Below are 22,446 nucleotides of genomic sequence, written 5' to 3'. Positions count from 1 at the left end.
ATGGAAAAATACGCCTTTCGCATGCGGCTCAATCCTGGCATGGCAGCCGAGTACAAGGCCCGCCATGAAGCCATCTGGCCTGAACTGTCGGAGCTTCTGAAGTCCGCAGGTGTGTCGGACTATTCCATCCACCTCGATGAGGAGACCGATCTCCTGTTCGGTGTCCTCTGGCGGCGTGATGACCACACGATGGCCGATCTCCCCAAGCATCCAGTGATGCAGAAATGGTGGGCCTATATGGCCGACATCATGGAGACGAAGGCCGACAACGAGCCGGTCGCCGTACCGCTCGTCACCGTCTTTCATATGAAGTAACGCCATGAAAACCATCGCCGTCATCGACATCGGCAAGACGAATGCCAAGGTCGCGCGGGTCGATCTCGATCGGTTCGAGGAAATCGCCGTGCGCAAGACGGCCAATGGCGTGACGGTCGAGGGCCTCTACCCGCATTTCGACGTGGAGCGGCTGTGGCGCTTCATCGTCGAAAGCCTTGCCGCGCTCAATGCCGAAACACCGATCGACGCGATTTCGGTGACTACCCACGGGGCGACGGCCGTGCTGCTCGACAAAAACGGCGATCTCGCTCTTCCTCTGCTCGACTATGAATTTGCCGGGCCGGACACCCTGGCGGCAGATTACGACAAGGTCCGACCGCCCTTTGCCGAGACCGGCACGGCGCGGCTGCCGATGGGGCTGAATATCGGCGCACAGATCTACTGGCAGGAACAGACATTCCCGGAGCTGTTCGCCAATGTCGTAACGATCCTTACCTATGCGCAATACTGGTCCTGTAGGCTAAGCGGCGTACTCTCGACGGAATTGACATCGCTCGGTTGCCACACCGATCTCTGGAACCCCTATGCCGGCGATTTCTCGACGATGGTCGACGCCCGAGGCTGGCGGCCGCTGTTTGCGCCCGTGCGCCGGGCAAGCGATCTTCTCGGCGGGCTGACACCTCAGGCGGCGAAGGACAGCGGTCTGCGGGAAGGCCTGCCGGTCTTCTGCGGCATCCACGATTCCAATGCCTCGCTGCTACCCCATGTCCTGACACGCCAAGCGCCTTTTTCCGTCGTCTCCACCGGAACCTGGGTGGTGATCATGGCGATGGGTGCGAGGAAGATGGTGCTGGATGAGGCGCGCGACACGCTGGTCAACGTCAATGCACTCGGTGATCCCGTGCCTTCGGCGCGGTTCATGGGCGGCCGCGCTTTTGCCACCTTGATCCCTGACCCGGCGATCACCGTTTCCGGGGACATAGAAGCGGAAATGGCGGCCCGCCAATGCATGCTGCTGCCGGCCGTGCCGGAAGGTTCCGGACCTTTCCCCCAGGCAAAGGCGCGATGGACTTGCGAAGAGGATGCATTGACGGGCGCGGAGCGTTTCGCCGTCGTGTCCTTTTATCTGGCGATGATGAGTTCAACGTGCCTCGATCTGATCGGCGCTGAGGGGGAAATCGTCGTTGAGGGACCGTTTGCAGCGAACCCGACCTATCTGCGGATGCTGCGCGCCGCAACCGGGCGACCGGTGCTGACCGGCAGCCAGAGCACTACGGGAACGAGCCTCGGCGCCGCCTGTCTCGCGGATGGCAGTCGGGCACAGGTTCATACGGTAGCGTTCGGCGGCAATGTATCTGAGACTTACAGGGCCTATGCAAAAAAATGGCGGGCTGAGGCCGGGCGGCCTGAAACAGCGTGAGAACAATCAGCCGGACGTGCAGCAATGTCAGGCGTGAAAACTATTGCGCGTGAGAAGATTTCGAAGAATCTCTTAAAAGACCCGCGAATTCATTGACTTGCGGTCTTCTTCGATATTGAGGAGCACCGAGATTGCTGCCAGCGTCAGCGTGGCGATCAGCGTGGCACTCAGTCCAAGAACAATCATTGCTCGTTCCTTCTACGTCATCCTCATGATGTCGCTTCAACGTGGCCGGCTATGCTTGTGCATGGCTTGCGCCGGTCAGAATAGGCTGTAGTTAACGAGCGGCGCTCGTAAGATCAACTCTCAAGTTTTACCATTCAGAACCTGTTGTTTCTTGGTCACAGGCAAACCCGCAGGCGGCATGCGGTTGCGGCCGGTTGTGCCGATACGGGGCTAATTTTAGCTAAAGCCGGAGGGGAGTATCACCCGTTAACCTTCAAGCAAGGAATTAACCATAAACATGATCCCACACGTCGGAGTGGGAAATTCTACTTCCCGACAAGGCATGACGCCGTACCGACGAACCGGTCCTGATCCGGTATGCACCTCACCGGATACCTCTTGGGAACGAAGCGGCCGAATGCCGTGGCCGGATGGCGTCGCGCCGTCTCCACGCGCATCTTGCAACTCGGCGCGCTTGGGCATCGCCCCTTCAGTCTATCCGTCGGCATGAAAGGCACCGCGCGCCGTCAAGGCATGTCGGAGGCACTGCAATAGTTCGAATTCTAGGAAATACCCTCTGAAAGCCGCGCCGGTTTTCCAGAGTTGCGCACCGGACCGGGGAACAGCGTTGAGGCAGGATACGTCGCCAGATCAGACCAGGAAGGCGCAGGCAGGCAGTCTGCTCGAGCGCTTGCGGTTTGCCGGCCTCGACGACGGCCAGACCGATGTCCTGCGCAGGAACCGCCAGTCGCTGGGCACCCAGGTCGAACTGGCGTTGCGCGATCTTTTCCAGCGCCTGCAGACCTTCCCCGAGGCCGCCCGCCATTTTACCAGCGATCGCCAGATCGAGCGGTTGCATGATCTTCAATCCTCGCATTGGAGCGTACTGACCGACGCCCGTTTCGACAGCCTCTATGCGGAGCGCGTCAAGGTCTTGTCCGATGCCGAGAGCAAGATGGGGCTTGATCCGCGCTGGCAGATCGCCGGTCATGCGATCGTCCTTGAACGCCTGATCTGCTCGATGATCGAGGAGTTGTGGCCGAAATCCGTTCTGCCGCTCGGCAAGTCGCGCAGGCAGGAACTGAACGACTTGGTCGCCGCCCTGGTGCGCACCGTCTTCGTCGATACCGAAATCGCCGTTTCCCTTCGCTTCAACGAACAACGCCACAGTCACCAGCGACAGCTCGCCGAGCAGCGCAAGGCGGGTGAAGCCGAAGCGCTCGCCCTCTTCGGTGATGTCACCCAGGCGCTTGGCCGTGGCGATCTTTCGGTTCGCACCCCGACTGACGTTTCCGCCGCCTACCAGCCGCTGGCACAGGAACTGAACGGCGCGCTCGATGTGCTGCAGCGACAGGTCATCGGGCTGTCGGATCAGGCGGGCACGATGGAATCTTCGTCGCAGGCGCTCGCCGGCCAAACCGGCCAGTTCGCCGTGAAGGCGCAGGAGCAATCCGCAGCGCTCGGACATACTCTAGCTTCGCTTGCCGCCATCGCCGATCGCGTCAAACGGAATGCCGCTCAAACACGCGCGGCTGAAAAGAGCGTTGCCTCTACACGGCAATCGGTCGAGCACACCGGCGAGATCGCCGGCCAGGCGATTTCCGCCATGGCTGATATCGAGGCTTCCGCCGAAAAGATCGGCCAGATCATCGGCGTCATCGACGAGATTGCCTTCCAGACCAACCTTTTGGCTCTCAACGCCGGCATAGAGGCGGCGCGCGCCGGTGAAAGCGGTCGTGGTTTTGCGGTGGTGGCGCAGGAAGTGCGTGCTTTGGCACAGCGCTCCGGCGACGCGGCTCGTGAAATCAAGCAGCTCGTCTCGAACACGAAATCGCAAGTCGAGGCTGGCGTTGAGCGGGTCGGTCGTACGCAGGATGCGATCAGCAGCATCGTCGAGCAGGTTCGCGGCATCAACGACGCCATCGCAGGCATCGCAGACGAAACCGCAGAACAGGTCGCCGGCCTGCAGTCGGCGACATCCGAGCTCGGCCGCATTGGCACCGAGATCGGCGTCAGCGCGGGACAGGCCCTCGGCGCAAAGGAGACGTGCGACGACCTTCATTCGGTGATCCTCGAACTCGGCCAGACGATCCGCCAGTTCCATGTCCAGCGGCAGGCGCCGAAGATGGCTCCGGCACGGTCTGCTGTTCCTCTCGCGATCGCCGGCCAGGAAGAGGCCGACGCGGCAAACGACAGTTTCGACGACGGTTACGGCCTTCAGGGCCGGCTTGCCGGATGGGGGCGCTGATGCCAGGCCGCCGCAAACACAACCAACCGGCCCCGGCGATCTTCGAACTCCGGCGTGTCCACGCGCACTGCCGCGCGGAATATGCGTTGAACCATCCGTGTAAATTACTCGCAGTCAGACAAGGAAAGTAGCGATGGCACCCAAGAAGGCCGCTCCGAAAAGTCTAAGTCTCGCGCCGGTCCTCGATCTGAACGAGGCCAACGCGCTGCACAGCAAGCTCATGGGTTTGCGTGGCAGCAATCTGGTCGTCGATGCTTCTGCGGTGGAGCGCGTCGGGGCGCTTTGCGTTCAGGTGCTGATGGCCGGAGCGAAAAGCTGGGACGAGGACAAGCACTCCTTCGCCTTCTCCAAGGTATCGGATGCATTCACGAAAACGACGCAGCTCATCGGGGTGAACATTGATCACCTGATGGCAAAGGAGATTTGAGACATGAAAAAGAAAGTTCTCACGGTCGATGATTCCAGAACCATCCGGAACATGCTTCTCGTCACGCTGAACAATGCCGGTTTTGAAACGATCCAGGCGGAAGATGGCATCGAGGGGCTCGAAGTCCTCGAGGATGCCAATCCGGATGTCATCGTTACCGACATCAACATGCCGCGTCTCGATGGTTTCGGCTTCATCGAGGGTGTGCGCAAGAACGAGAAGTTCCGGGCCATCCCGATCCTGGTGCTGACGACGGAAAGCGACGCGGAAAAGAAGAACCGCGCCCGCCAGGCAGGCGCGACCGGCTGGATCGTCAAGCCGTTCGATCCGACCAAACTGATCGATGCCATCGAGCGCGTAACAGCCTAACGCCAGGATCCCACCCATGGATATGAACGAAATCAAAGAGATTTTCTTCCAGGAGTGCGAGGAGCAGCTCGCTGAACTGGAATCCGGTCTCCTGCGGCTCAATGATGGCGACCGTGATCCGGAAACGGTGAACGCGGTCTTCCGCGCGGTGCACTCGATCAAGGGTGGCGCCGGGGCTTTCGCACTGGATGATCTGGTCTCTTTCGCGCACGTGTTTGAGACCACGCTTGATTGCGTTCGTTCCAACAAGCTGGAACCGACCCAGGACGTCCTGAAGGTCATGCTGAAATCGGCCGACGTTCTCGCGGATTTGACCAATGTCGCCCGCGACGGCGGCAGTGTCGACCAAGCCCGCTCGGTACAACTGATCCGGGAGCTCGAGGCGCTTGCCAAGGGCGAGGCGCCGCCGGCTGCCGAGGCTCCGGCACCAAAGGCCGCAGCTGCCCTCAAGGCTGCACCGGCACCAAAGCCCGCACCTGTTGCAGCGGCAGCTGCGTCCAATGACGAGGGATTTGTCCCGGTTGCTTTCTCCTTTGACGATTTCGGTGACGAAGACGAAGTCGTGGTGGAACATCCGGCCTATGAGGTGGTCTTCAAGCCGAAGTCGGACCTCTACACCAAGGGCAACGAAGCGGCCCTGTTGCTGCGCGATCTCTCCCGTCTCGGCGAGATGAGTATCCATTGCAACATGGACAGCCTTCCACCGCTTGATCAGATGGATCCGGAAGCCGCCTATTTCTCCTGGAAGGTATCGATCAAGACCGACAAGGGTGAAGATGCGATTCGCTCCGTCTTTGAATTCGCCGAGTGGGATTGTGAGCTTGAAGTGACTGCCGCGGACGGAGGCGGGAGCGCCGGCAGCGAATCCGAAGAATTGCCGATGCAGCCGGTTCCGTTTGACCTTTCAGCACTCGACGAAGAGCCGCAGGCGCCGCTTGGTGTCGTCGAGGAAGAGGAACAGATCGCCGCCGCCCAAACCGCATCCAATGTCGTCCAGATGGTCGGCAATGCATCGCGTGCCGCTGCCGCCGAAAAGGGGGCTGCCGCTGCTGCCGCTGCTGCCGCTGCCCAGAACAACGCCCAGCAGGCCTCGTCCGCGGCTGGTCAGACGATCCGCGTCGATCTCGATCGTGTCGATCGCCTGATCAACCTCGTCGGCGAGCTCGTCATCAACCAGGCGATGCTGTCGCAGAGCGTCATCGAGAACGACTCGAACGGCGTCTCCTCGATCAATATGGGGCTTGAAGAACTCCAGCAGCTGACGCGCGAAATCCAGGACTCGGTCATGGCGATCCGCGCGCAACCGGTGAAGCCGGTCTTCCAGCGCATGGCCCGCACGGTTCGCGAAATTGCCGATATCACAGGCAAGTCTGTCCGCCTCGTGACCGAGGGTGAAAACACCGAAGTCGACAAGACGGTTATCGACAAGCTGGCCGAGCCGCTGACGCATATGATCCGCAATGCCGTCGACCACGGCCTGGAAATGCCGGAAAAACGTATTGCCGCCGGCAAGAGCGCCGAGGGTACGGTGAAGCTCACCGCCAAGCATCGCTCGGGCCGAATCGTCATCGAACTGTCCGACGACGGTGCCGGCATCAACCGCGAGAAAGTGCGCCAGAAGGCCATCGACAACGACCTGATCGCGGCCGATGCCAACCTGTCGGACGAGGAAATCGACAATCTGATCTTCCATGCCGGCTTCTCGACCGCCGACAAGGTTTCCGACCTTTCCGGCCGCGGCGTCGGCATGGACGTGGTCAAGCGTTCGATCCAGGCGCTTGGCGGCCGCATCAACATCTCGTCGAAGCCGGGCCAGGGTTCCGTCTTCACCATGAGCCTGCCGCTGACGCTCGCCGTCCTCGACGGCATGGTCGTCACGGTTGCCGGCCAGACGCTGGTCGTGCCGCTGACGGCAATTGTCGAGACCCTGCAGCCGGATGCTGCGGCGATCCACTCTTTCGGTGCGACGCAGCGGCTGATCTCGATCCGTAACTCTTTCTGCCCGCTGGTCGATGTCGGCCGTATCCTGAACTTCCGTGCGACCCAGGCCAATCCGGTGGAAGGCGTAGCCCTTCTGGTGGAATCCGAAGGCGGCGGCCAGCGCGCCCTGATGGTCGACGCCATCCAGGGCCAGCGCCAGGTCGTCATCAAGAGCCTGGAAGCCAATTACACGCATGTGCCGGGCATTGCTGCCGCCACCATTCTCGGTGACGGCCGCGTGGCTCTCATCCTGGACGTCGATGCCGTTGTCTCTGCGTCGCGCGGCCATCCCCTTAACCTTGAAACATCGCTTGCTGCCGCTGGGTAAGACCAATGACGTATCTCGCAAAAAATCTGACGAATGGAGGGCGCGAGCTCATCGCGTTCCGCATCGGGAATCAGGAATTCTGCGTCAATGTCATGTCCGTGCGGGAAATCCGCGGCTGGACTCCGGCGACACCCATGCCGCATGCGCCGCAATACGTGCTGGGCGTGATCAATCTGCGCGGCGCGGTGCTGCCGATCATCGACCTGTCGGCGCGGCTTGGAATGAAGCCGGCCGAACCGACCGCGCGTCATGTCATCATCGTAACGCAGGTCGAGAACAAGGTCGTGGGTCTCCTCGTCGAGGCAGTCTCCGACATCCTGACGATCAAGGACGAGGATATCCAGCCGACGCCGGACATGTCGTCGGAGTTCGAACGGACTTTCGCTCGCGGCGTCCTGGCGATCGAAGGCCGCATGATCTGTCTCATCGAACTGGAAGCTGTGTTCCCCCATATGGAAAGTGAAGCTGCATGAGCATGTCGGCCGCCTTTGACAGCAGATTATCTCCGGATGAGTGTCTGGCGAGCGGCGAATACCCGCTGGCGCGCCGCGACCTCGCCGAGATCGCTGCGATGATCTATGCCGACGCCGGCATCTACCTGAACGAATCCAAGGCCTCGCTTGTCTATTCGCGCCTGTCGAAGCACATCCGAAATCTTGGCCTGAAGGGGTTCCGGGAATATTGCCAGCTCGTCTCTTCGCCGGCCGGTGCCGCCGAGCGGCGGGACATGCTTTCGCATCTGACCACCAACTTCACGCGCTTCTTCCGTGAAAACCATCATTTCGAACACTTGAAGTCGGACGTTCTGCCGGAGCTTCTGAACCGCGCCAAGAATGGCGGCCGGGTGCGTATCTGGTCGGCGGCCTGCTCGGATGGGCAGGAACCCTATTCGATCGCGCTGACGGTTCTTTCGATGATGCCCAACGCGGCCGACTACGACTTCCGTATTCTCGCGACCGACATCGACCCCAAGATCCTGGCACTCGCCCGTGCCGGTGCCTATGACGCGACCGCGCTCGAGACTGTCAGTCCGGCGATGCGCAAGCAGTGGTTCTCGGAAACCGCTGTCAACGGCCGCCAGAAGTGGCAGGTCGATGATCGCGTCAAGCGGCTCATCACCTTCAACGAACTGAACCTGATGGCGCAGTGGCCGTTCAAGGGGCAGTTTGACGTCATCTTCTGCCGCAACGTCGTCATCTATTTCGACGAGCCGACCCAGATGAAGATCTGGTCGCGCTTTGCCGGCATGCTGACGCCCAAGGGGCACCTTTATATCGGTCATTCCGAGCGTGTTTCCGGTGACGCGAAGTCTGTCTTCGACAATATCGGCATCACAACCTATCGCTATACCGGCAAGGGAGGACGCTCATGAGTGCAGCACGCGTTCTTGTTGTCGACGATTCCGCCACCATGCGCGGATTGATCACTGCCATACTGAGCAGTGACCCCGAGGTCGAGGTTATCGGTCAGGCCGCCGACGCCATGCAGGCGCGCCAGGCGATCAAGGATCTCGATCCGGACGTCATCACGCTCGACATCGAGATGCCCAATATGAACGGGCTGGAATTCCTCGAGAAAATCATGCGGCTGCGTCCGATGCCGGTGATCATGGTTTCGACACTGACACACAAGGGTGCGGAAGCGACGATCGCCGCATTGGAAATCGGTGCCTTCGATTGCGTCGGAAAGCCGCTTCCGGGCGACCCCCGGCCCTTCTGCGATCTTGCCGACAAGGTGAAGGCGGCGGCACGCTCGCAGCGCAAGTACATCCTCACCGGGAACAAGGCCGCCGCGCCAAGCGCCGCCAACGCCAATGCGACCTCGGAATACAGGGCAGGCAGGAAGATCGTCGCGATCGGCTCGTCCACCGGTGGTGTCGAGGCGCTGATCGCCGTTCTGCAGAGGTTTCCGGCCAATTGTCCGCCAACAGTGATCACGCAGCACATGCCGCACACCTTCACCAAGAGCTTTTCCGAGCGATTGAACCGCCTCTGCGCCCCGACGGTGCAGGAAGCGACGGACGGCGCTAGGCTCGAGATCGGAAAGATCTATCTGGCACCGGGTGGCGAACGCCACCTGCAGGTCGTCAATCCTTCGTCGCCATGCTGCCGTCTGTTGGACCGCGAACCGGTGAATGGCCATCGCCCATCCGTCGACGTGCTGTTCGATTCCGTCGCGGAGCTCGCGGGCCGCAACGCAGTCGGTGTGATCCTGACCGGGATGGGCCGCGACGGCGCATCCGGTCTGTTGAAAATGCGCCACGCAGGTGCCCGCACATTCGGTCAGAATGAAAAGACCTGTGTCGTGTATGGAATGCCGAGGGTTGCCTTTGAACTGGGCGCCGTCGAAACCCAACTACCCCTCAGCTCAATCGGGGAAGAAGTATTGAAAAGCACCGCCGCCCGAAGAGAAGGAAGCGAATAACATGTCCCTAGCGGAAAAAATCAAAGTTCTGATCGTCGACGATCAGGTCACCAGTCGCCTGCTGCTCGGTGACGCGCTGCAGCAACTCGGCTTCAAGCAGATCACGGCCGCCGGTGATGGCGAACAGGGCATGAAAATCATGGCCCAGCAGCCCCATCACCTGGTGATCTCGGACTTCAACATGCCGAAGATGGATGGCCTGGGCCTCCTGGCGGCAGTGCGGAACAATCCGGCGACGAAGAAGGCCGCTTTCATTATTCTGACGGCGCAGGGCGACCGCGCGCTGGTGACCAAGGCAGCGGCGCTTGGCGCCAACAACGTACTCGCAAAACCCTTCACGATCGAAAAGATGAAGGCTGCGATCGAGGCTGTATTCGGGGCGCTGAAATGATCACGGACGCTGCGACCAAACGTGTGCATGTCATTCAGGGCGAATGGAAGGTGGTCAGCGATCCGGACGTCGTGCTCTCGACTATCCTCGGCTCCTGCGTGGCGGCGTGCATGCGTGATCCGGTCGCGGGTGTCGGCGGCATGAACCACTTTCTGCTGCCGGGCTCGGCAGATGCTCTCTCCTCAGGCGGCGATGCGACGCGGTATGGCGTGCATCTGATGGAACTGCTGATCAATGGACTGCTGAAGAAGGGTGCCCGTCGAGAACGGCTGGAAGCGAAGATTTTCGGTGGTGCGAAGACGATCGCGCGCTTTTCCAACGTCGGCGAGCAGAATGCATTGTTTGCCCGGCAGTTCCTGATGGACGAAGGTATCCAGGTCGTCGGTGAGAGCACCGGCGGCGATCATGGTCGCAAGCTCGAATACTGGCCGCTCAGTGGCCGCGCCCGGCAATATGCCTTGACGGGCGTCGAAGCGCAGAAGGCCGTGGCCCAGGAGCAGCGCCCCCGGCCTGCGCCGAAGCCGGTCGACAACACGATCGAGTTTTTCTAGCGCCGGGCAGCGACCTCGGGGTCTTCATCCGGGGCGCGGCTTTGGCAAAATGTTTAGCGTGGGCCGTCAAGTAATCCTGGACGGCAATTGTTGCCAGCGTGAGGGCGAGTAATGCGGACTGAATTGAAGAGCCATATGCCTCACATCGACGAGGCGCTCCCGGATGTGATGATGCGCATCGTCTCCGAGCTCTATGACGTGGCCTATCTGATCGAGCGGATCGAGCCGATGCTGAGCGATATCGACGGTGAAGCCGTTCTGGATTCAGCCGACCGTGTCAAGGTTCTGCAAGGGATCGATCTCGCCGTTCAGAAGACACGCGGCCTTGCCGAATTCATCGACACGGTGACTGCAGCCATTCCGCAGCACTGGCTGGTGGACGTGACGACTGCCCTCAACCTCGTCAAGCTTGCGGACATGCAGAAATCGCTCGGCAACGGCATGCTCCGGCATGGTCATTCACAGCCACTGACGGACGCTGCCGGGGATTTCGAGGCCTTCTAGGCGGTCCGTTAACGCCGCCTTGGTCTCCCGCATCGGGGCGGCGATTGCGTTTTGGGCGGTCCTTTTCCGGAAATTGTTTTTGCACCGCCGTCTAACGCGGGCTTTCAAGACAAGTTCGCGCAAGTTTCGTTTCCTAGTGTGCCAATCGGGACTGGTAGATTTAGCCTGATTTGACGAAGGCCTCAGGCCGGATCGTCCAGTAATCCCGAATGTTTGGATCTGCGCATGTCCCGGGCGATGTTGCCTGTACGGAACATGCGCCACTGGGTGCGGAAACAGAATGAATCTGTTGGATCAACTTTCGACGGTCACGAAAAACCTGGCGGGTCTCGGGCAGGGTAAGCTCATCGCGCTGATAGCAGCTGGAGTGGTTGCAGTCGGGATCGTTCTCGCCGCCGGCCTTTACGTCAACAAGCCATCCTATGAAACGCTTTATGTCGGGCTGGAAAGCAGCGACCTCAATCAGATCAGCGTCGCGCTTGCCGAAGCGAACATGGATTTCGAAGTGGGAGCCGATGGTGCGAGCCTGCAGGTGCCGGTTGGCATGACGGGCAAGGCCCGGCTCTATCTCGCCGAGCGTGGCCTGCCCAACAGCGCCAACGCCGGTTACGAACTCTTCGACAATGTCGGTTCGCTGGGCCTTACCTCCTTCATGCAGGAAGTCACTCGTGTTCGTGCACTCGAAGGCGAAATCGCCCGCACTATTCAGCAGATTTCCGGAATTGCAGCCGCCCGTGTCCACATCGTCATGGCCGATCGCGGCAGCTTCCGGAAGACGGAGCAGAAACCGACGGCCTCGGTGATGATCCGGGCGAGCGCCAATATCGGCCGCAACGCTGCAGCATCGATCCGCCATCTGGTGGCTTCGTCCGTTCCGGGGCTGAGCATCGATGACGTCACCATTCTCGATTCCGCCGGCCAGCTTCTGGCGTCCGGCGACGATCCGGCCAACAGCGCCATGAACCAGTCGCTGGGCATCGTTCAGAACGTTCAGAACGAAATCGAAAGCAATATCGACAAGGCGCTCGCACCCTTCCTCGGCATGGACAATTTCCGCGCCAGCGTCACAGCGCAATTGAACACTGATACCCAGCAGATCCAGGAAACGGTCTTCGATCCCGAATCCCGCGTCGAGCGTTCGACCCGCGTTACCAAGGAAGAACAAAAATCCAGCCAGCAGCAGGCGGACAATGCGGCGACCGTTCAGCAGAACGTGCCCCAGGCGGCTCCGCAGGGCGGCACTGCCGGACCTCAGTCGAACGACCAGACCGCGAAGAAGGAAGAGCAGACCAACTACGAAATCAACTCGAAGACCGTCGCGACCGTCAAGAGCAGCTATACGGTCGAGAAGCTCTCCGTCGCCGTGGTGGTCAATCGCGGCCGTGTCGCCGCTATGGTCGGCGAAGGCGCGGACCAGGCGAAGATCGATGCCTATATCCAGGACATGCAGAAAATCGTCGCGTCGGCTGTCGGCCTTGATCCTGCCCGCGGCGATGCGATCACGCTGACCGCCATGGATTTCGTCAACACGCAGCTGCTCGACGAGCCGGTCTCCGGTCCGGGCATCATGGAGACGCTGACCCGCAATATCGGTGGCATCATCAATGCCCTTGCCTTCGTCGCTGTCGCCTTCCTGATGGTCTGGATGGGCATGCGCCCGCTCGCCCGCTCGATGGGGATCGGCACAGGCGCTACGGCGCTCGCCGAGAACGAAGCCGTTGGCCTCGAACTGCCGGACTTCTCGCCTGCGACGACAGGCGCAGCGGGCGGGGCACTCATGGAAGGCTTTGGCTCCGACTTCGGCTTCGACAGCACCGACGACCTGCTCAGCCTCGGCGACGACAGCGAAGGCGGCTTCAACCGCCGGGTCAAGGAAGGTCCCGAGCGCAGGCTCGCCCGTATGGTGGAGATCAGCGAAGAACGCGCCGCCAAGATTCTTCGCAAGTGGGCAGCCGAAAAAGCAGCGTGATTCCTCAGGAAACGTCCCCCGAAATACCAACCCGCCGTCTCGGCGGGTTTCGCGTTTCAGGGCCGCGCCTTAGCGGAACGGTATGCTGTCCCGCGCGCTGGAAATAGACGCCTAGCCATTCAATGTATTGCCGCGGATCTTTGGCCGGCCGGCAAGAATCGCGCGTCAACAAGTCAGCCGACGCGGCGCGCCGGGATTCATTATATTTAATAGATCGTTAATTTATTCCCGGGAAAGAACCGCTCTGGTCTGAACGATTGCTAGCCGTGTTTCATGTATTGAATCGGTAAATCCAACGATGTCCGCAAAATTGGAAATATTACAGAAATAATATTGATAATTATACTTTAGGAGTCCTGTAGCACGGCCAATCTAGACGTCAGGCGCGCTGGTGCAATTCTGCAACAACGTGAAAAAACAAATAGAAAAATGAAAACTTGACAAATTAGATTTGGCTTTAAAAGCCTGATTTGCGGGGCGCGTTTTTGGGTGCTTGAACGAACATCGTGCAAGCCTATCGGCGGTATTCTGCGCTTTAAAAAGTATGACAACATTAAAACGCTTAAATTTCAGGTATTTATTGACAGTGTCGGTTTATGCTTGTCCTGCGATCCACCTGTCGATGGGATGATTTCGAACCGGGGGCACGGGCGTTGCCAGAAGTAAATCACAAAAAGGGGGGCAGTAGTTTTTCGCAGGGAGCGATGTACATTTTGTGTAGTGATTCGCGTACTGATTTGCGTCGAGTTGAGGAAGGCGGAATCCCTCGACCCAGGGCCGGCGGCGGCAAAAAAGCGCCTGAATGAGCACGGACGAATCCATCACGGGGGGTAATGTCATGGATGCTCTACAGACAGAGATTGCGATCTGGCCGGCGCCGGTCGCGTCGCTGCGCGGTGCCGGACGGGCACTTTCAAAAGAACAATTGATCCGCAGGCTCGGTGAGTTTGCCGAACGCGGCAACCTGAGCCGTGGCCTTGCCGCCCTGACGGATTACGTGGGGGCGAGCCACTATCTTCTCGCCCGCTATGATCTGTCGCAGGATGGGGGGCTGGACTTCGTCGTGTGTTCGGATTGGCCGTTCGACGTCGTCAGGCGGCTCGGCAAAGTGATGTCACAGCTCCATTCCAAGACCAACGAGATGGAGAAGTGCCTCTCGGTCATGCAGCCGGTGTTCATGAGCCTGCCGGATGACATCGACGTCAGCCGCGGCATCAGTCGTGAGTATTGCGCCATCACCTTCAACGTCGGCCGCACCCGGCTGTCGCTGATGCTGCTCTTCCCTCAGGACGTTATTCTCTCGCAGGAAAGCCTCAGAGATATCGGCCTGCTGACCGGTTATTTCGCGAGCTTCACCAATGAACACGGCGTGCGCACCGATCGCGAGTTCGAGCTGACGGAACGTGAGCTGGAATGCCTCTTCTGGATTGCCGAGGGAAAGACCAGTGACGAGATCGCCGTCATCCTCGGCATCTCCCGTAACACGATCAACAACTACATCACCAGCGTGATGCGCAAGACCGCCACGAAGACCCGCTCCGAGGCGATCGCCTACGCTGTTCGCAACAACCTCGTCTAGGAATGCGGCCATGACCTTTTTCCTTCCGAATACCCGCGCTGCAGATGACGGCAAGGCCGGACGGCTGCAGGCCAGGGCGTCGCGGGCAGCAACGCTCGTCGCGCGGCTTCAGGGCATGCAGAAACAGATCAACGCCAAGAACTTTGCGGTTCTGCGGCTGAACGGTAACGGCCTGCCGGCGTCGCGCAAGCTGACCTGCGTGCTCGACAACTGGGGCGCCGCCGCCGAAGCGACGGCGCACGAGCTGGTGGCGGCCTACGGTGACGAGATGCTTCAGCATCTGGACGCCTCGCTGCTGCCGGTGCTGTGGAATGGCATGGGCGAGCACCAGGCGGCGGAGGCGCCGGATTTCGGTCGCTTCACCCGTCGGCTCGAGGCACGCCTTTTGCCTTATTCCGGCATTGCACTGCCGGTCAGGCTCGGCGCGCAGGGCAATGGCTATGTCGCGTTCACGGGCAGTTATATCGACCTTACGAGCGAGGCGATCATCGATCTGCACGGCCGCAGCTGCCAGATCATGACCGGTCTGCTTGCCGCCGACGAGCGGCGCATGCTGCCGGCCGAGTCGCTGAGTGACCGCGAGATCGGCTGCCTGCAGATGGCCGGCGATGGCTATATCAGCGAAGAGATCGCCGAGAAGATGGGGCTGTCGGTCCATACGGTCAATGCTTACCTCGGCGCTGCAACGACCAAGCTGGATTCGGTCAACAGAATCCAGGCGATCGCCAAGGCCATTCGTCTCGGTTATATCAGCTGATTTTTTTGGCCGTCATGGCCTGTATCACGACTCAACTCGCGAGGGCGGTCGGATAGGATTTCACGAATTTCGCAGCGTCGAGGCTCTTTGCCAGGAACGCGGTATTTTCGTCCGGATCGCTGGACGGGCTCTTGAATGCAATGTGGTTGATCTCAACGCCGGCCGTGTCCTTGCCGAGCGCCAGCCGGGCATAGACCGTGACGCCGTCCGGCTTCAATTCGAGATCGAGCGAAATTTCCGGCTCGGTATCCCAGTCCAGCGAGTAGTTGCCGCCAATCCCGAAATTTACCGTGCCGGGAAGAAAATAGAGCTCCGCCGCGGATGACACCAGGTCGGCGAGGCTGCCATGGGATTCAAAGCGAAGCAGCGCGATATAATCGGCCGCATCGACCAGACGCAATTCGGTCGCAACAGGACGAATCGCATCGGCTACAATTTTTTCGCGCTGTTCGGAATATTCGCATTTTTTCATGTCTTTTACGTCACCCGTTTCGGCTGCGTGGCATAGATCCGGTGAATGAGTTCGGCAACTGCCTTATAAAACACCGGTGGAATCACACTATCCACCGAGACTTGCGCAAACATTGAGCGTGCGAGAGGCGGGTCCTCAAAAACAGGTATGCCGTTTTCCTCGGCAATCTCGCGAATCTTCAGCGCGACAAGGTCTTGCCCCTTGGCAACCACCACCGGGGCATCGCCTTCCTCCCGCACATAGCGCAGTGCAACGGCATAATGCGTCGGGTTTGCGATGACGAGCGTGGCGCGCGGAACCGACGTGATCATGCGCCGCCGGGCGCGGTCGCGGGCAATCGAGCGAAGCCGGGCGCGGATGATCGGGTCGCCCTGCGACTGTTTCAGTTCCTCCTTGACTTCCTGCTTGGTCATCCTGAGTTCGGTATACCAGTGATGCCGCGTCCAGAAAAAATCCGCGACAGCGATGATGCAGGTCGAGATCAGGATGACGATCATGATCTGGTTGAGGTCGCCGGACATCGTCGCGAGGATAGTTAGCGGATCGGAAAACATCGAATCGAGCGACGCGTAGTAGTCGTTCCAGAGCGTCAGGACGATGATGACCGAGACGACCAGGATCTTGAACAGAGCCTTGGCGAATTCGACGAGGCCCTGGATGCCGTAAATCCTTTTCAAGCCGCCCATCGGGGAAATGCGATTGAGCTTAGGCGCGATTCGGTCAAACACCGGCGTCGGCAGATTCTGCAGAATGGACGAGCCGATCCCAAACACGATCAGCAGCGTGAAGAACGGGATCATCAGCGCGCTCGCCTTCCACAGAAGATGCGAGATGAGCGCCACCGCGTCCGTCGCGGTGTCGATGCGCCAGGCCTCCGGCTGCTCGAAAATGTCCTTGAGCGATTCAGCGACGGTTGCGAAGCCCTGGGGGAGGAAGAAGACGATGAAAATGTAAGTGGCGACGACCGAGGCGAACATCGTCACTTCACGCGAGAAGGGCGTGTTGCCCTTCTCGATGGCGTCGGTCATCTTCTTCTCTGACGGCGATTCTGTTTTGCTGTCTTTGTCCTGATCGTCCGACATCGGATGAAGACCTCTTGCATCTGGGGACGGCCGCTGCCGTCAAACGGTTGTGACCCGCGGCCGCAGGCGATGCAAGAAAGATATGGGCGGAAACGCGGCGCTTCACAGAAACCACGATGCTACCAGCAAAAAGCCCTTGAACCGGGGCTCAAAGGCCTGTTGGAAAAGGGGCGACCTTTGCGGGGTCAGGCGGCCGCGGCTTCCTTTTCCTTGAGTTCGATCTGGCCGCTGGCGGCGAGACGGATGGCTTCCTGGGTGATCGAGCGCCGGGCAATCGCGATATCGCGCGGATTGATGCCGGTATCGCCGGCTGCCAGGTCCGATTCGATCATGCGGCGCTGTCGGGCGCCGATGGCAGCGAGCACCGATTCGCGCAATTCCATGTTCGATCCGCGCAGCGCCATGGTGATGATGTCGCTGGACACGTCGTTGAAAAGTTGCACGCGGCTGCGCTGCGGCATGTAGAGCACATCGTCGAAGAGGAAGATCTTCGGACGGACCTTCTTGACGGATTCGGTGTTGATCGATGCGAGCGATGCGAGAAGTGTGTCGACCTGGGTCTTTTCCAGTTCGTTCATCACTTCTGCGATCTTGATGGATCCGGCCGAGTTGCGGTCTGCATCCAGGTCGCGCATCAACTCCATGACGCGTGTCTCGATGATTTGGGCGGCCTTTGGGCTGACATTCTTCATGTTGACGGCGCGGTTGATGATATCGGCGCGGCTGCTTTCGGGCAGCTGCAGCAGTACCTTGGCGCCGAAGGTCGATGGCATCATCGACAATACATAGGCGATCGTTTGCGGATGCTCCTTGCCGAGATGCTCGGCGACGTAGACCGGGTCGGAATCCTGCAGGCGGTCCCAGATATTGGCTTCATAGGCTGCGAAGGCTGTCCGGCGGCCGAGAAGGCCGTCCACTTCGTCGGGTGTCAGGCCTTCTTCGAGAATGCCTTCGATGGCCTTGGCATTGTCCATCAGGCCGGCGCCCTCGGTAAACAGGTCTTCGAACTCATTGACCAGGATCTCCAGTTCGTGGGGCGGGATCGACCGAAGCGACTGGGCCGAGGCGATGATACCCTGCAGCTCGCTTTGCGTAAAGAATTTCAACAGCTTGCCAGCAATTGGCTTGCCCATTGCGAGCAGAACGGCTGCGGCCTTGTCCATCTGACTGAGAGGCCTCGTCGGCGCCGATGCTTCAAAATTGTCGAAATCCATCATGGATTGATCCCCATAACCCGTAACCGGGTTCAAACTTTACTGGTACCCTTGATTTCGATGAGTTTTACACCGAAACGTGTTTCGTCTTCATCGAGCACGGTGATTTCGCCGCGGCCGATCACACGACCGTTGACGACGATATCGACCGGCTCGCCGATCTTGCGGTCGAGCGCTATGGTTGCGCCTTCCGTCAGGTTCATCAGGCCCGAGACCTGCATGCGGCTGGTGCCGAGAACGATCTGTACATCGATCGGGATGTCCATGATCAGGTCGAGATTGGCCGTCATGCCGCTGCCCGGCTCGGTGGCGGGCATCTCCTCGAAGCCGCTCGAACCACCGAAGGAATCGCCGCCGAAAGATCCGGCGTCAAACGATGACGCTGCTGTGCCCTGGTCGAGATCGCCGAAGCTACTGCTGCCGCCGAAATCACCGCCGAAGCTGTCGGTCTCGGACGCATCGAACGGGCTGCCGAAATCAGCTGTTTCGCCAAGCGTCGAGGTGGTCGCGAAATCCATGCCGAAATCCGTTGCCGGAGCCGTGCCGGTGGCATCGCTTTGCAGGACGCCACGCAGATCGTCGATGGCCTGATCGAGCTCGGCATCGCCGGCGCCCAGGATCGTCTTGTCTTCAATTCGTGCTTTCTTCGGTGCCATGTGCGAACTATTCCAGTTGAAACTTGCCCCAACCATGTTGCCGGGTAAGGCAGGGGTTTTTTAACTCATGAGATGGTGGAGAATGTCGCTCTCCGAACCGTGCGTATCCTTGATCCGGACCGTATATCTTGCGCCGGACCGGCCGAGCTCGCAGACATAGAGGTCGCGGCCGTTGGCATTGATTTCGACACGCACGTCCTTGGCGTCCTGGAAGGGAATGACATCGCCCGGCTGCAGACGGCTGATCTTATCGAGCGTCAGGCTCTGCAGCTGGATGCGGGCTTCGAGATTGACCGCGGAGCGGCGGATCTGCTGCTCCAGCTGTTCGCCCCATGCGCCCTTGGCTTTGCGGGCCTGTCCGACGCCCTTCGGGAAGACAACGGTGGTCTTCAGCAAGACCTGCTGCGGAACGATGATCGAGAACGTCGAAAGAACCGGACCCAGCCCCATCGTCACGTTGATGCAGGCGGCAAAGACATCCGCGATGTCCGGGTCGGGAGCCGGCCGCTCGGTGGCATTGCAAGGCCGCCCGACGGAGGGCTCGAAGCCACCGGCGGCGCTGACGGCTGATTTCAGCACATCGGCGATTTTTTCGAACACCATGGAGGCAACATCGAGCTCGATGTTGGAGAGCGTGCGCGGCTTCGGTTCATCGATAGTGGTCGGCGGCGCGCCGAGCAGGATTTCCATCAGGGTGATGATCACCGGGCTGTCGCAGCTGAGGACGAGTTCCGGGCACCAGTTGCGCAGCGACGTGTCACACAGGGCCACGCCATTGCCGAGTCTGGCGATCAACTCCGACTTGACGCCCATGTCGAAGCCGGCATAGCCGATCTCGATATCGAGGCCGGTCTCGCTTTGGAAGATATCCGGCAGGAACTCGGCAAAGACATGGCCGATTTCACTGCATAATTTGCCAATCGTCTTGGTATCGCCGAGCGCGCCGGTCATGCGGGCGAGCAGTTTGCGGTCGAAGGTATGGACGTTGTTTCTCGATGCTGCCGTCATGGATCAAGCCGCCTTGCTTTCGCCGCCGCCGCCGGGGTTCATCATTTCCTGCTCGACGGCGTCGATCGACGGACGCTCATAGGCGGAGATGGTCTTGCGGCCGTATTCGAGTGCCACCTGCGGGACCGAACCGTTCATGTAGGCAAGCAGGGTCTGCTTGACGATGATGTAGAGACGGTTCTGCTTGTCGCGCACGGCCTTGATATTGGCGATCACCGGGCTGGTGATGCAGTAGGAGAGGAAGATGCCGAGCATGGTGCCGACGAGGGCGGCAGCGATCTTGGCACCGAGGATCTCGGGAGCCTCGCTGATCGCGCCCATTGCCTTGATGACCCCGAGTACGGCGGCGACGATGCCGATCGCAGGGAAGGCGTCACTCATCGTGTTCAGTGCGTGATAGACCTTCATCTTGTCATGGGTGATCGTGTTGATTTCCTCGTCCATCAGCGCCTCGATCTCGTGTGAGCGGGCGTTGCCGATGATGATGAGGCGGACGTAGTCGCAGATGAAAGCCGTCAGTTCCTTGTTCTGCAGCACCGTCGGGGCCGACTGGAAAATCGAGGATTCGTCCGGGTTGTCGATGTGGCTTTCGATCTCGTTGCGCGATTTCGTGCGCAGGTCGCGCATCAGGCTGTAGAGAACGCCGAGCGTGTCGAGATAGTTGCGCTCCTTCGGCACCTTGTGGCGAAAGGCTTCACCGAGCGCCTTGGCGGTATCCTTCAGCACCTTCATCGAATTGGCCATGATGTAGCCGCCGAGGCCGGCGCCGCCGATGATGACAAGCTCGAAAGGTTGGTTCAGGACCTCCATGTGGCCGCCCATGGCAATGAAGCCGCCAAGGATACAGCCGATCGTCAAGACGAGCCCGATGATGATGTTCATTTCGATACCTGCCGCAAAGGTGGATTTTCGACCATATCGTTAGGCCGTCAGCCTTGCGTGAGGCTGGCTGTCGGCCCCCTTTTGAGGCTTCTGCGGCAAACAGGTTCGCGCAAGCAAGCTCCGGCAGGTTTCCGCCCAAGCGGCGCGTATTGCGCCATGTCTCATGGATGAACGGGGAAATGTCGTGACGACGACTTACACCACCTACCAGACGATTGCAGGCAACCTCACCAAATCGCTGGAACGGGTATCCGAGCAGCCGGATGTTGCGCGGGAGACCGAATACTATCTGGCCAATATCGGCAACGTCAAAACGATTGACGACTTCTTCGCCGACGCGCGGCTTTATAACTATGCGATCAAGGCGCACGGCCTTGAAGACATGGGCTATGCAAAGGCCTTCATGCGCAAGGTGCTGACCGAAGGCATCGACACCGACGATGCCTTCGCCAAGCAGTTGACTGACAGCCGCTACACCGATCTGGTCGAATCGCTCAACTTCGCCCGCAACGGCACGGCTGCGACGTCGTTCGAGAAGGCCCAGAAGGGCGTCGTCGATAAATATGCGCGCCAAACTCTGGAACAGAATGCGGGCGAGGAAAATTCCGGCGTTCGCCTGGCGCTCTACTTTGAACGCATGGCGCCGTCGATCACCAATGCCTATGGGCTGCTCGCCGACGAGGCATTGGCGCAAGTCACACGCACGCTCCTGCAGATGCCCGATGAGTTCGCTGCTTCCGACATCGACAAGCAGGCGGCCGCAATCGAGAACGCGATCGACATCAAGGATTTTCAGGATCCGGCCAAGCTGTCGAAGATGCTCGAGCGGTTCACGGCCCTTTGGGAAATTAACAATTCATCGGACCCCTACGATCCGCTCGCCCTGTTCGGCTCACACAGCGGCTACGGAATCTCCTCCGATCTTCTTCTTTCCATCAATACGCTGAAACTCGGGGGACGCTGATATGCAAACCGGTCTCTATGTTGCTGTCTCCTCCCAGATGGCGCTTGAAAAACGCATGAACACGCTGGCCGACAACGTCGCCAACTCGAGCACGGTCGGGTTCCGTTCGACTGAGGTGAAGTTCAACCAGCTGCTTGGCGATACGCGGCCGACCAAGGTGTCCTTCGTGTCGGAAGGGCAGGAATTCCTCAATACCAACAATGGCGGCCTGAACAGGACCGGTAACGAGCTGGATTTTGCCATCAAGGGCGATGCCTGGTTCCAGATCGACACGCCCGCCGGCCCCGCATTGACCCGAGACGGCCGCTTCACACTCACGGAGACAGGCGATCTGGTGACACTCCGCGGATATCCGGTTCTCGATGCAGGCGGTGCGCCGATTCGGCTCAACCCTCAGGCGAGCGAAATCAAAGTGGGTGCCGACGGCGCCATTCAGCAGAATGGAACGCAGGTTGCCGCGTTGGGGCTTTATGAAGCCAATTTCGCCAACGGCTTTTCCCGCTACGACAATAGCGCTGTGATCCCGAACACTGCAGCCGAGCCGGTCATTGATCGGTTCGATGTCGGCGTGATGCAGGGCTATGTCGAGGAATCGAACGTCAATCCGGTCCAGGAAATGTCTCAGTTGATCATGGTGTCGCGCGCCTTCGAAAATATCACCTCGCTGATGCGCGACAGTGAAGGCTCGCTCGATGAGGCGATCAAGACGCTCGGCGGCAGCAAGTAGCAGCTCCACCTTTTTGAAACGACTAAGCCAGGCCACAGATGCTCGGTGGAGCA

At 59.8% G+C, this 22,446-nt stretch carries 23 protein-coding genes; 17 read left to right on the top strand and 6 right to left on the bottom strand.

Annotated features, from left to right (window positions below):
- The 15 genes from rhaM (at position 1) to visR (ending at position 15,388) form a co-directional block, all read left to right on the top strand.
- Positions 1-315 (top strand): L-rhamnose mutarotase, encoded by a 315-nt coding sequence (gene rhaM / locus ACSQ2Z_RS18925; RefSeq protein WP_436082623.1) that lies wholly within the window; start codon positions 1-3, stop codon positions 313-315.
- A 4-nt stretch (positions 316-319) separates the two neighbouring features.
- Entirely contained in the window at positions 320-1,696 is a 1,377-nt protein-coding gene (locus ACSQ2Z_RS18920) for an FGGY-family carbohydrate kinase (protein ID WP_436082622.1), read from the top strand.
- A 793-nt stretch (positions 1,697-2,489) separates the two neighbouring features.
- On the top strand, positions 2,490-4,109 hold the full coding sequence (locus ACSQ2Z_RS18915; RefSeq protein ID WP_436082621.1) for a globin-coupled sensor protein: 1,620 nt from the start codon (positions 2,490-2,492) through the stop codon (positions 4,107-4,109).
- Between the two features lie 133 nt (positions 4,110-4,242).
- Positions 4,243-4,536 carry an STAS domain-containing protein gene (locus tag ACSQ2Z_RS18910; RefSeq protein ID WP_436082620.1) on the top strand — a complete coding sequence of 98 codons (294 nt, stop codon included), beginning with the start codon at positions 4,243-4,245 and terminating at the stop codon, positions 4,534-4,536.
- Positions 4,537-4,539: 3 nt separating this feature from the next.
- Positions 4,540-4,905: a chemotaxis response regulator CheY1 gene (cheY1, locus tag ACSQ2Z_RS18905; RefSeq protein ID WP_037105517.1), complete on the top strand. Its 366-nt coding sequence runs from the start codon at positions 4,540-4,542 to the stop codon at positions 4,903-4,905.
- 16 nt (positions 4,906-4,921) lie between these two features.
- Positions 4,922-7,213 carry a chemotaxis protein CheA gene (locus ACSQ2Z_RS18900; protein WP_436082619.1) on the top strand — a complete coding sequence of 764 codons (2,292 nt, stop codon included), beginning with the start codon at positions 4,922-4,924 and terminating at the stop codon, positions 7,211-7,213.
- Positions 7,214-7,218: 5 nt separating this feature from the next.
- Positions 7,219-7,686, top strand: a complete 468-nt coding sequence (locus ACSQ2Z_RS18895) for a chemotaxis protein CheW (protein ID WP_436082618.1) — start codon at positions 7,219-7,221, stop codon at positions 7,684-7,686.
- Positions 7,683-8,585 carry a protein-glutamate O-methyltransferase CheR gene (gene cheR / locus ACSQ2Z_RS18890; protein ID WP_436082617.1) on the top strand — a complete coding sequence of 301 codons (903 nt, stop codon included), beginning with the start codon at positions 7,683-7,685 and terminating at the stop codon, positions 8,583-8,585. The genes ACSQ2Z_RS18895 and cheR overlap by 4 nt, the downstream gene beginning before the upstream one ends.
- Entirely contained in the window at positions 8,582-9,637 is a 1,056-nt protein-coding gene (cheB, locus tag ACSQ2Z_RS18885) for a protein-glutamate O-methylesterase CheB (RefSeq protein ID WP_436082616.1), read from the top strand. The genes cheR and cheB overlap by 4 nt, the downstream gene beginning before the upstream one ends.
- 1 nt (position 9,638) lies before the next feature.
- Entirely contained in the window at positions 9,639-10,028 is a 390-nt protein-coding gene (locus tag ACSQ2Z_RS18880; protein ID WP_037119756.1) for a response regulator, read from the top strand.
- Positions 10,025-10,579, top strand: coding sequence for a chemoreceptor glutamine deamidase CheD (gene cheD, locus ACSQ2Z_RS18875; protein WP_436082615.1), 555 nt, complete (start codon positions 10,025-10,027; stop codon positions 10,577-10,579). The genes ACSQ2Z_RS18880 and cheD overlap by 4 nt, the downstream gene beginning before the upstream one ends.
- A gap of 111 nt (positions 10,580-10,690) precedes the next feature.
- Positions 10,691-11,083, top strand: a complete 393-nt coding sequence (cheT, locus tag ACSQ2Z_RS18870; RefSeq protein ID WP_436082614.1) for a chemotaxis protein CheT — start codon at positions 10,691-10,693, stop codon at positions 11,081-11,083.
- Positions 11,084-11,363: 280 nt separating this feature from the next.
- Complete coding sequence (fliF, locus tag ACSQ2Z_RS18865; RefSeq protein WP_436082613.1) at positions 11,364-13,052, top strand: flagellar basal-body MS-ring/collar protein FliF; 1,689 nt, start codon at positions 11,364-11,366, stop codon at positions 13,050-13,052.
- A gap of 838 nt (positions 13,053-13,890) precedes the next feature.
- Complete coding sequence (gene visN, locus ACSQ2Z_RS18860; protein WP_436082612.1) at positions 13,891-14,631, top strand: transcriptional regulator VisN; 741 nt, start codon at positions 13,891-13,893, stop codon at positions 14,629-14,631.
- 10 nt (positions 14,632-14,641) lie between these two features.
- The gene (gene visR / locus ACSQ2Z_RS18855) at positions 14,642-15,388 is read left to right on the top strand and encodes a transcriptional regulator VisR (protein WP_436082611.1); all 747 of its coding nucleotides are present in this window, start codon (positions 14,642-14,644) and stop codon (positions 15,386-15,388) included.
- A 31-nt stretch (positions 15,389-15,419) separates the two neighbouring features.
- Here the strand turns inward: visR and ACSQ2Z_RS18850 are convergent, their stop codons facing one another.
- The 6 genes from ACSQ2Z_RS18850 to motA all read right to left on the bottom strand — a co-directional run bounded on the left by ACSQ2Z_RS18850 (position 15,420) and on the right by motA (position 20,702).
- The gene (locus ACSQ2Z_RS18850) at positions 15,420-15,860 is read right to left on the bottom strand and encodes a hypothetical protein (protein WP_436082610.1); all 441 of its coding nucleotides are present in this window, start codon (positions 15,858-15,860) and stop codon (positions 15,420-15,422) included.
- A gap of 5 nt (positions 15,861-15,865) precedes the next feature.
- Complete coding sequence (gene flhB, locus ACSQ2Z_RS18845) at positions 15,866-16,942, bottom strand: flagellar biosynthesis protein FlhB (protein ID WP_436082609.1); 1,077 nt, start codon at positions 16,940-16,942, stop codon at positions 15,866-15,868.
- A 185-nt stretch (positions 16,943-17,127) separates the two neighbouring features.
- Positions 17,128-18,159: a flagellar motor switch protein FliG gene (gene fliG / locus ACSQ2Z_RS18840; RefSeq protein WP_436082608.1), complete on the bottom strand. Its 1,032-nt coding sequence runs from the start codon at positions 18,157-18,159 to the stop codon at positions 17,128-17,130.
- A 29-nt stretch (positions 18,160-18,188) separates the two neighbouring features.
- Positions 18,189-18,812: a flagellar motor switch protein FliN gene (fliN, locus tag ACSQ2Z_RS18835; RefSeq protein WP_436082607.1), complete on the bottom strand. Its 624-nt coding sequence runs from the start codon at positions 18,810-18,812 to the stop codon at positions 18,189-18,191.
- A 60-nt stretch (positions 18,813-18,872) separates the two neighbouring features.
- Positions 18,873-19,820: a FliM/FliN family flagellar motor switch protein gene (locus ACSQ2Z_RS18830; protein ID WP_436082606.1), complete on the bottom strand. Its 948-nt coding sequence runs from the start codon at positions 19,818-19,820 to the stop codon at positions 18,873-18,875.
- 3 nt (positions 19,821-19,823) lie between these two features.
- Entirely contained in the window at positions 19,824-20,702 is an 879-nt protein-coding gene (gene motA, locus ACSQ2Z_RS18825) for a flagellar motor stator protein MotA (RefSeq protein WP_436082605.1), read from the bottom strand.
- A 184-nt stretch (positions 20,703-20,886) separates the two neighbouring features.
- Here motA and ACSQ2Z_RS18820 point away from each other — a divergent pair, with 184 nt between their 5' ends.
- Together ACSQ2Z_RS18820 and flgF are read left to right on the top strand one after the other, a co-directional pair.
- On the top strand, positions 20,887-21,666 hold the full coding sequence (locus tag ACSQ2Z_RS18820) for a DUF1217 domain-containing protein (protein WP_436082604.1): 780 nt from the start codon (positions 20,887-20,889) through the stop codon (positions 21,664-21,666).
- 1 nt (position 21,667) lies between these two features.
- Complete coding sequence (flgF, locus tag ACSQ2Z_RS18815; protein WP_436082603.1) at positions 21,668-22,393, top strand: flagellar basal-body rod protein FlgF; 726 nt, start codon at positions 21,668-21,670, stop codon at positions 22,391-22,393.
- Positions 22,394-22,446 lie beyond the last annotated feature (53 nt).

Source organism: Pararhizobium sp. LjRoot235, from assembly GCF_964254145.1.
Lineage (GTDB): Bacteria > Pseudomonadota > Alphaproteobacteria > Rhizobiales > Rhizobiaceae > Pararhizobium.
Note: the sequence above shows the minus strand (reverse complement) of the source record. Positions and strands in the feature narration are given on the sequence as shown.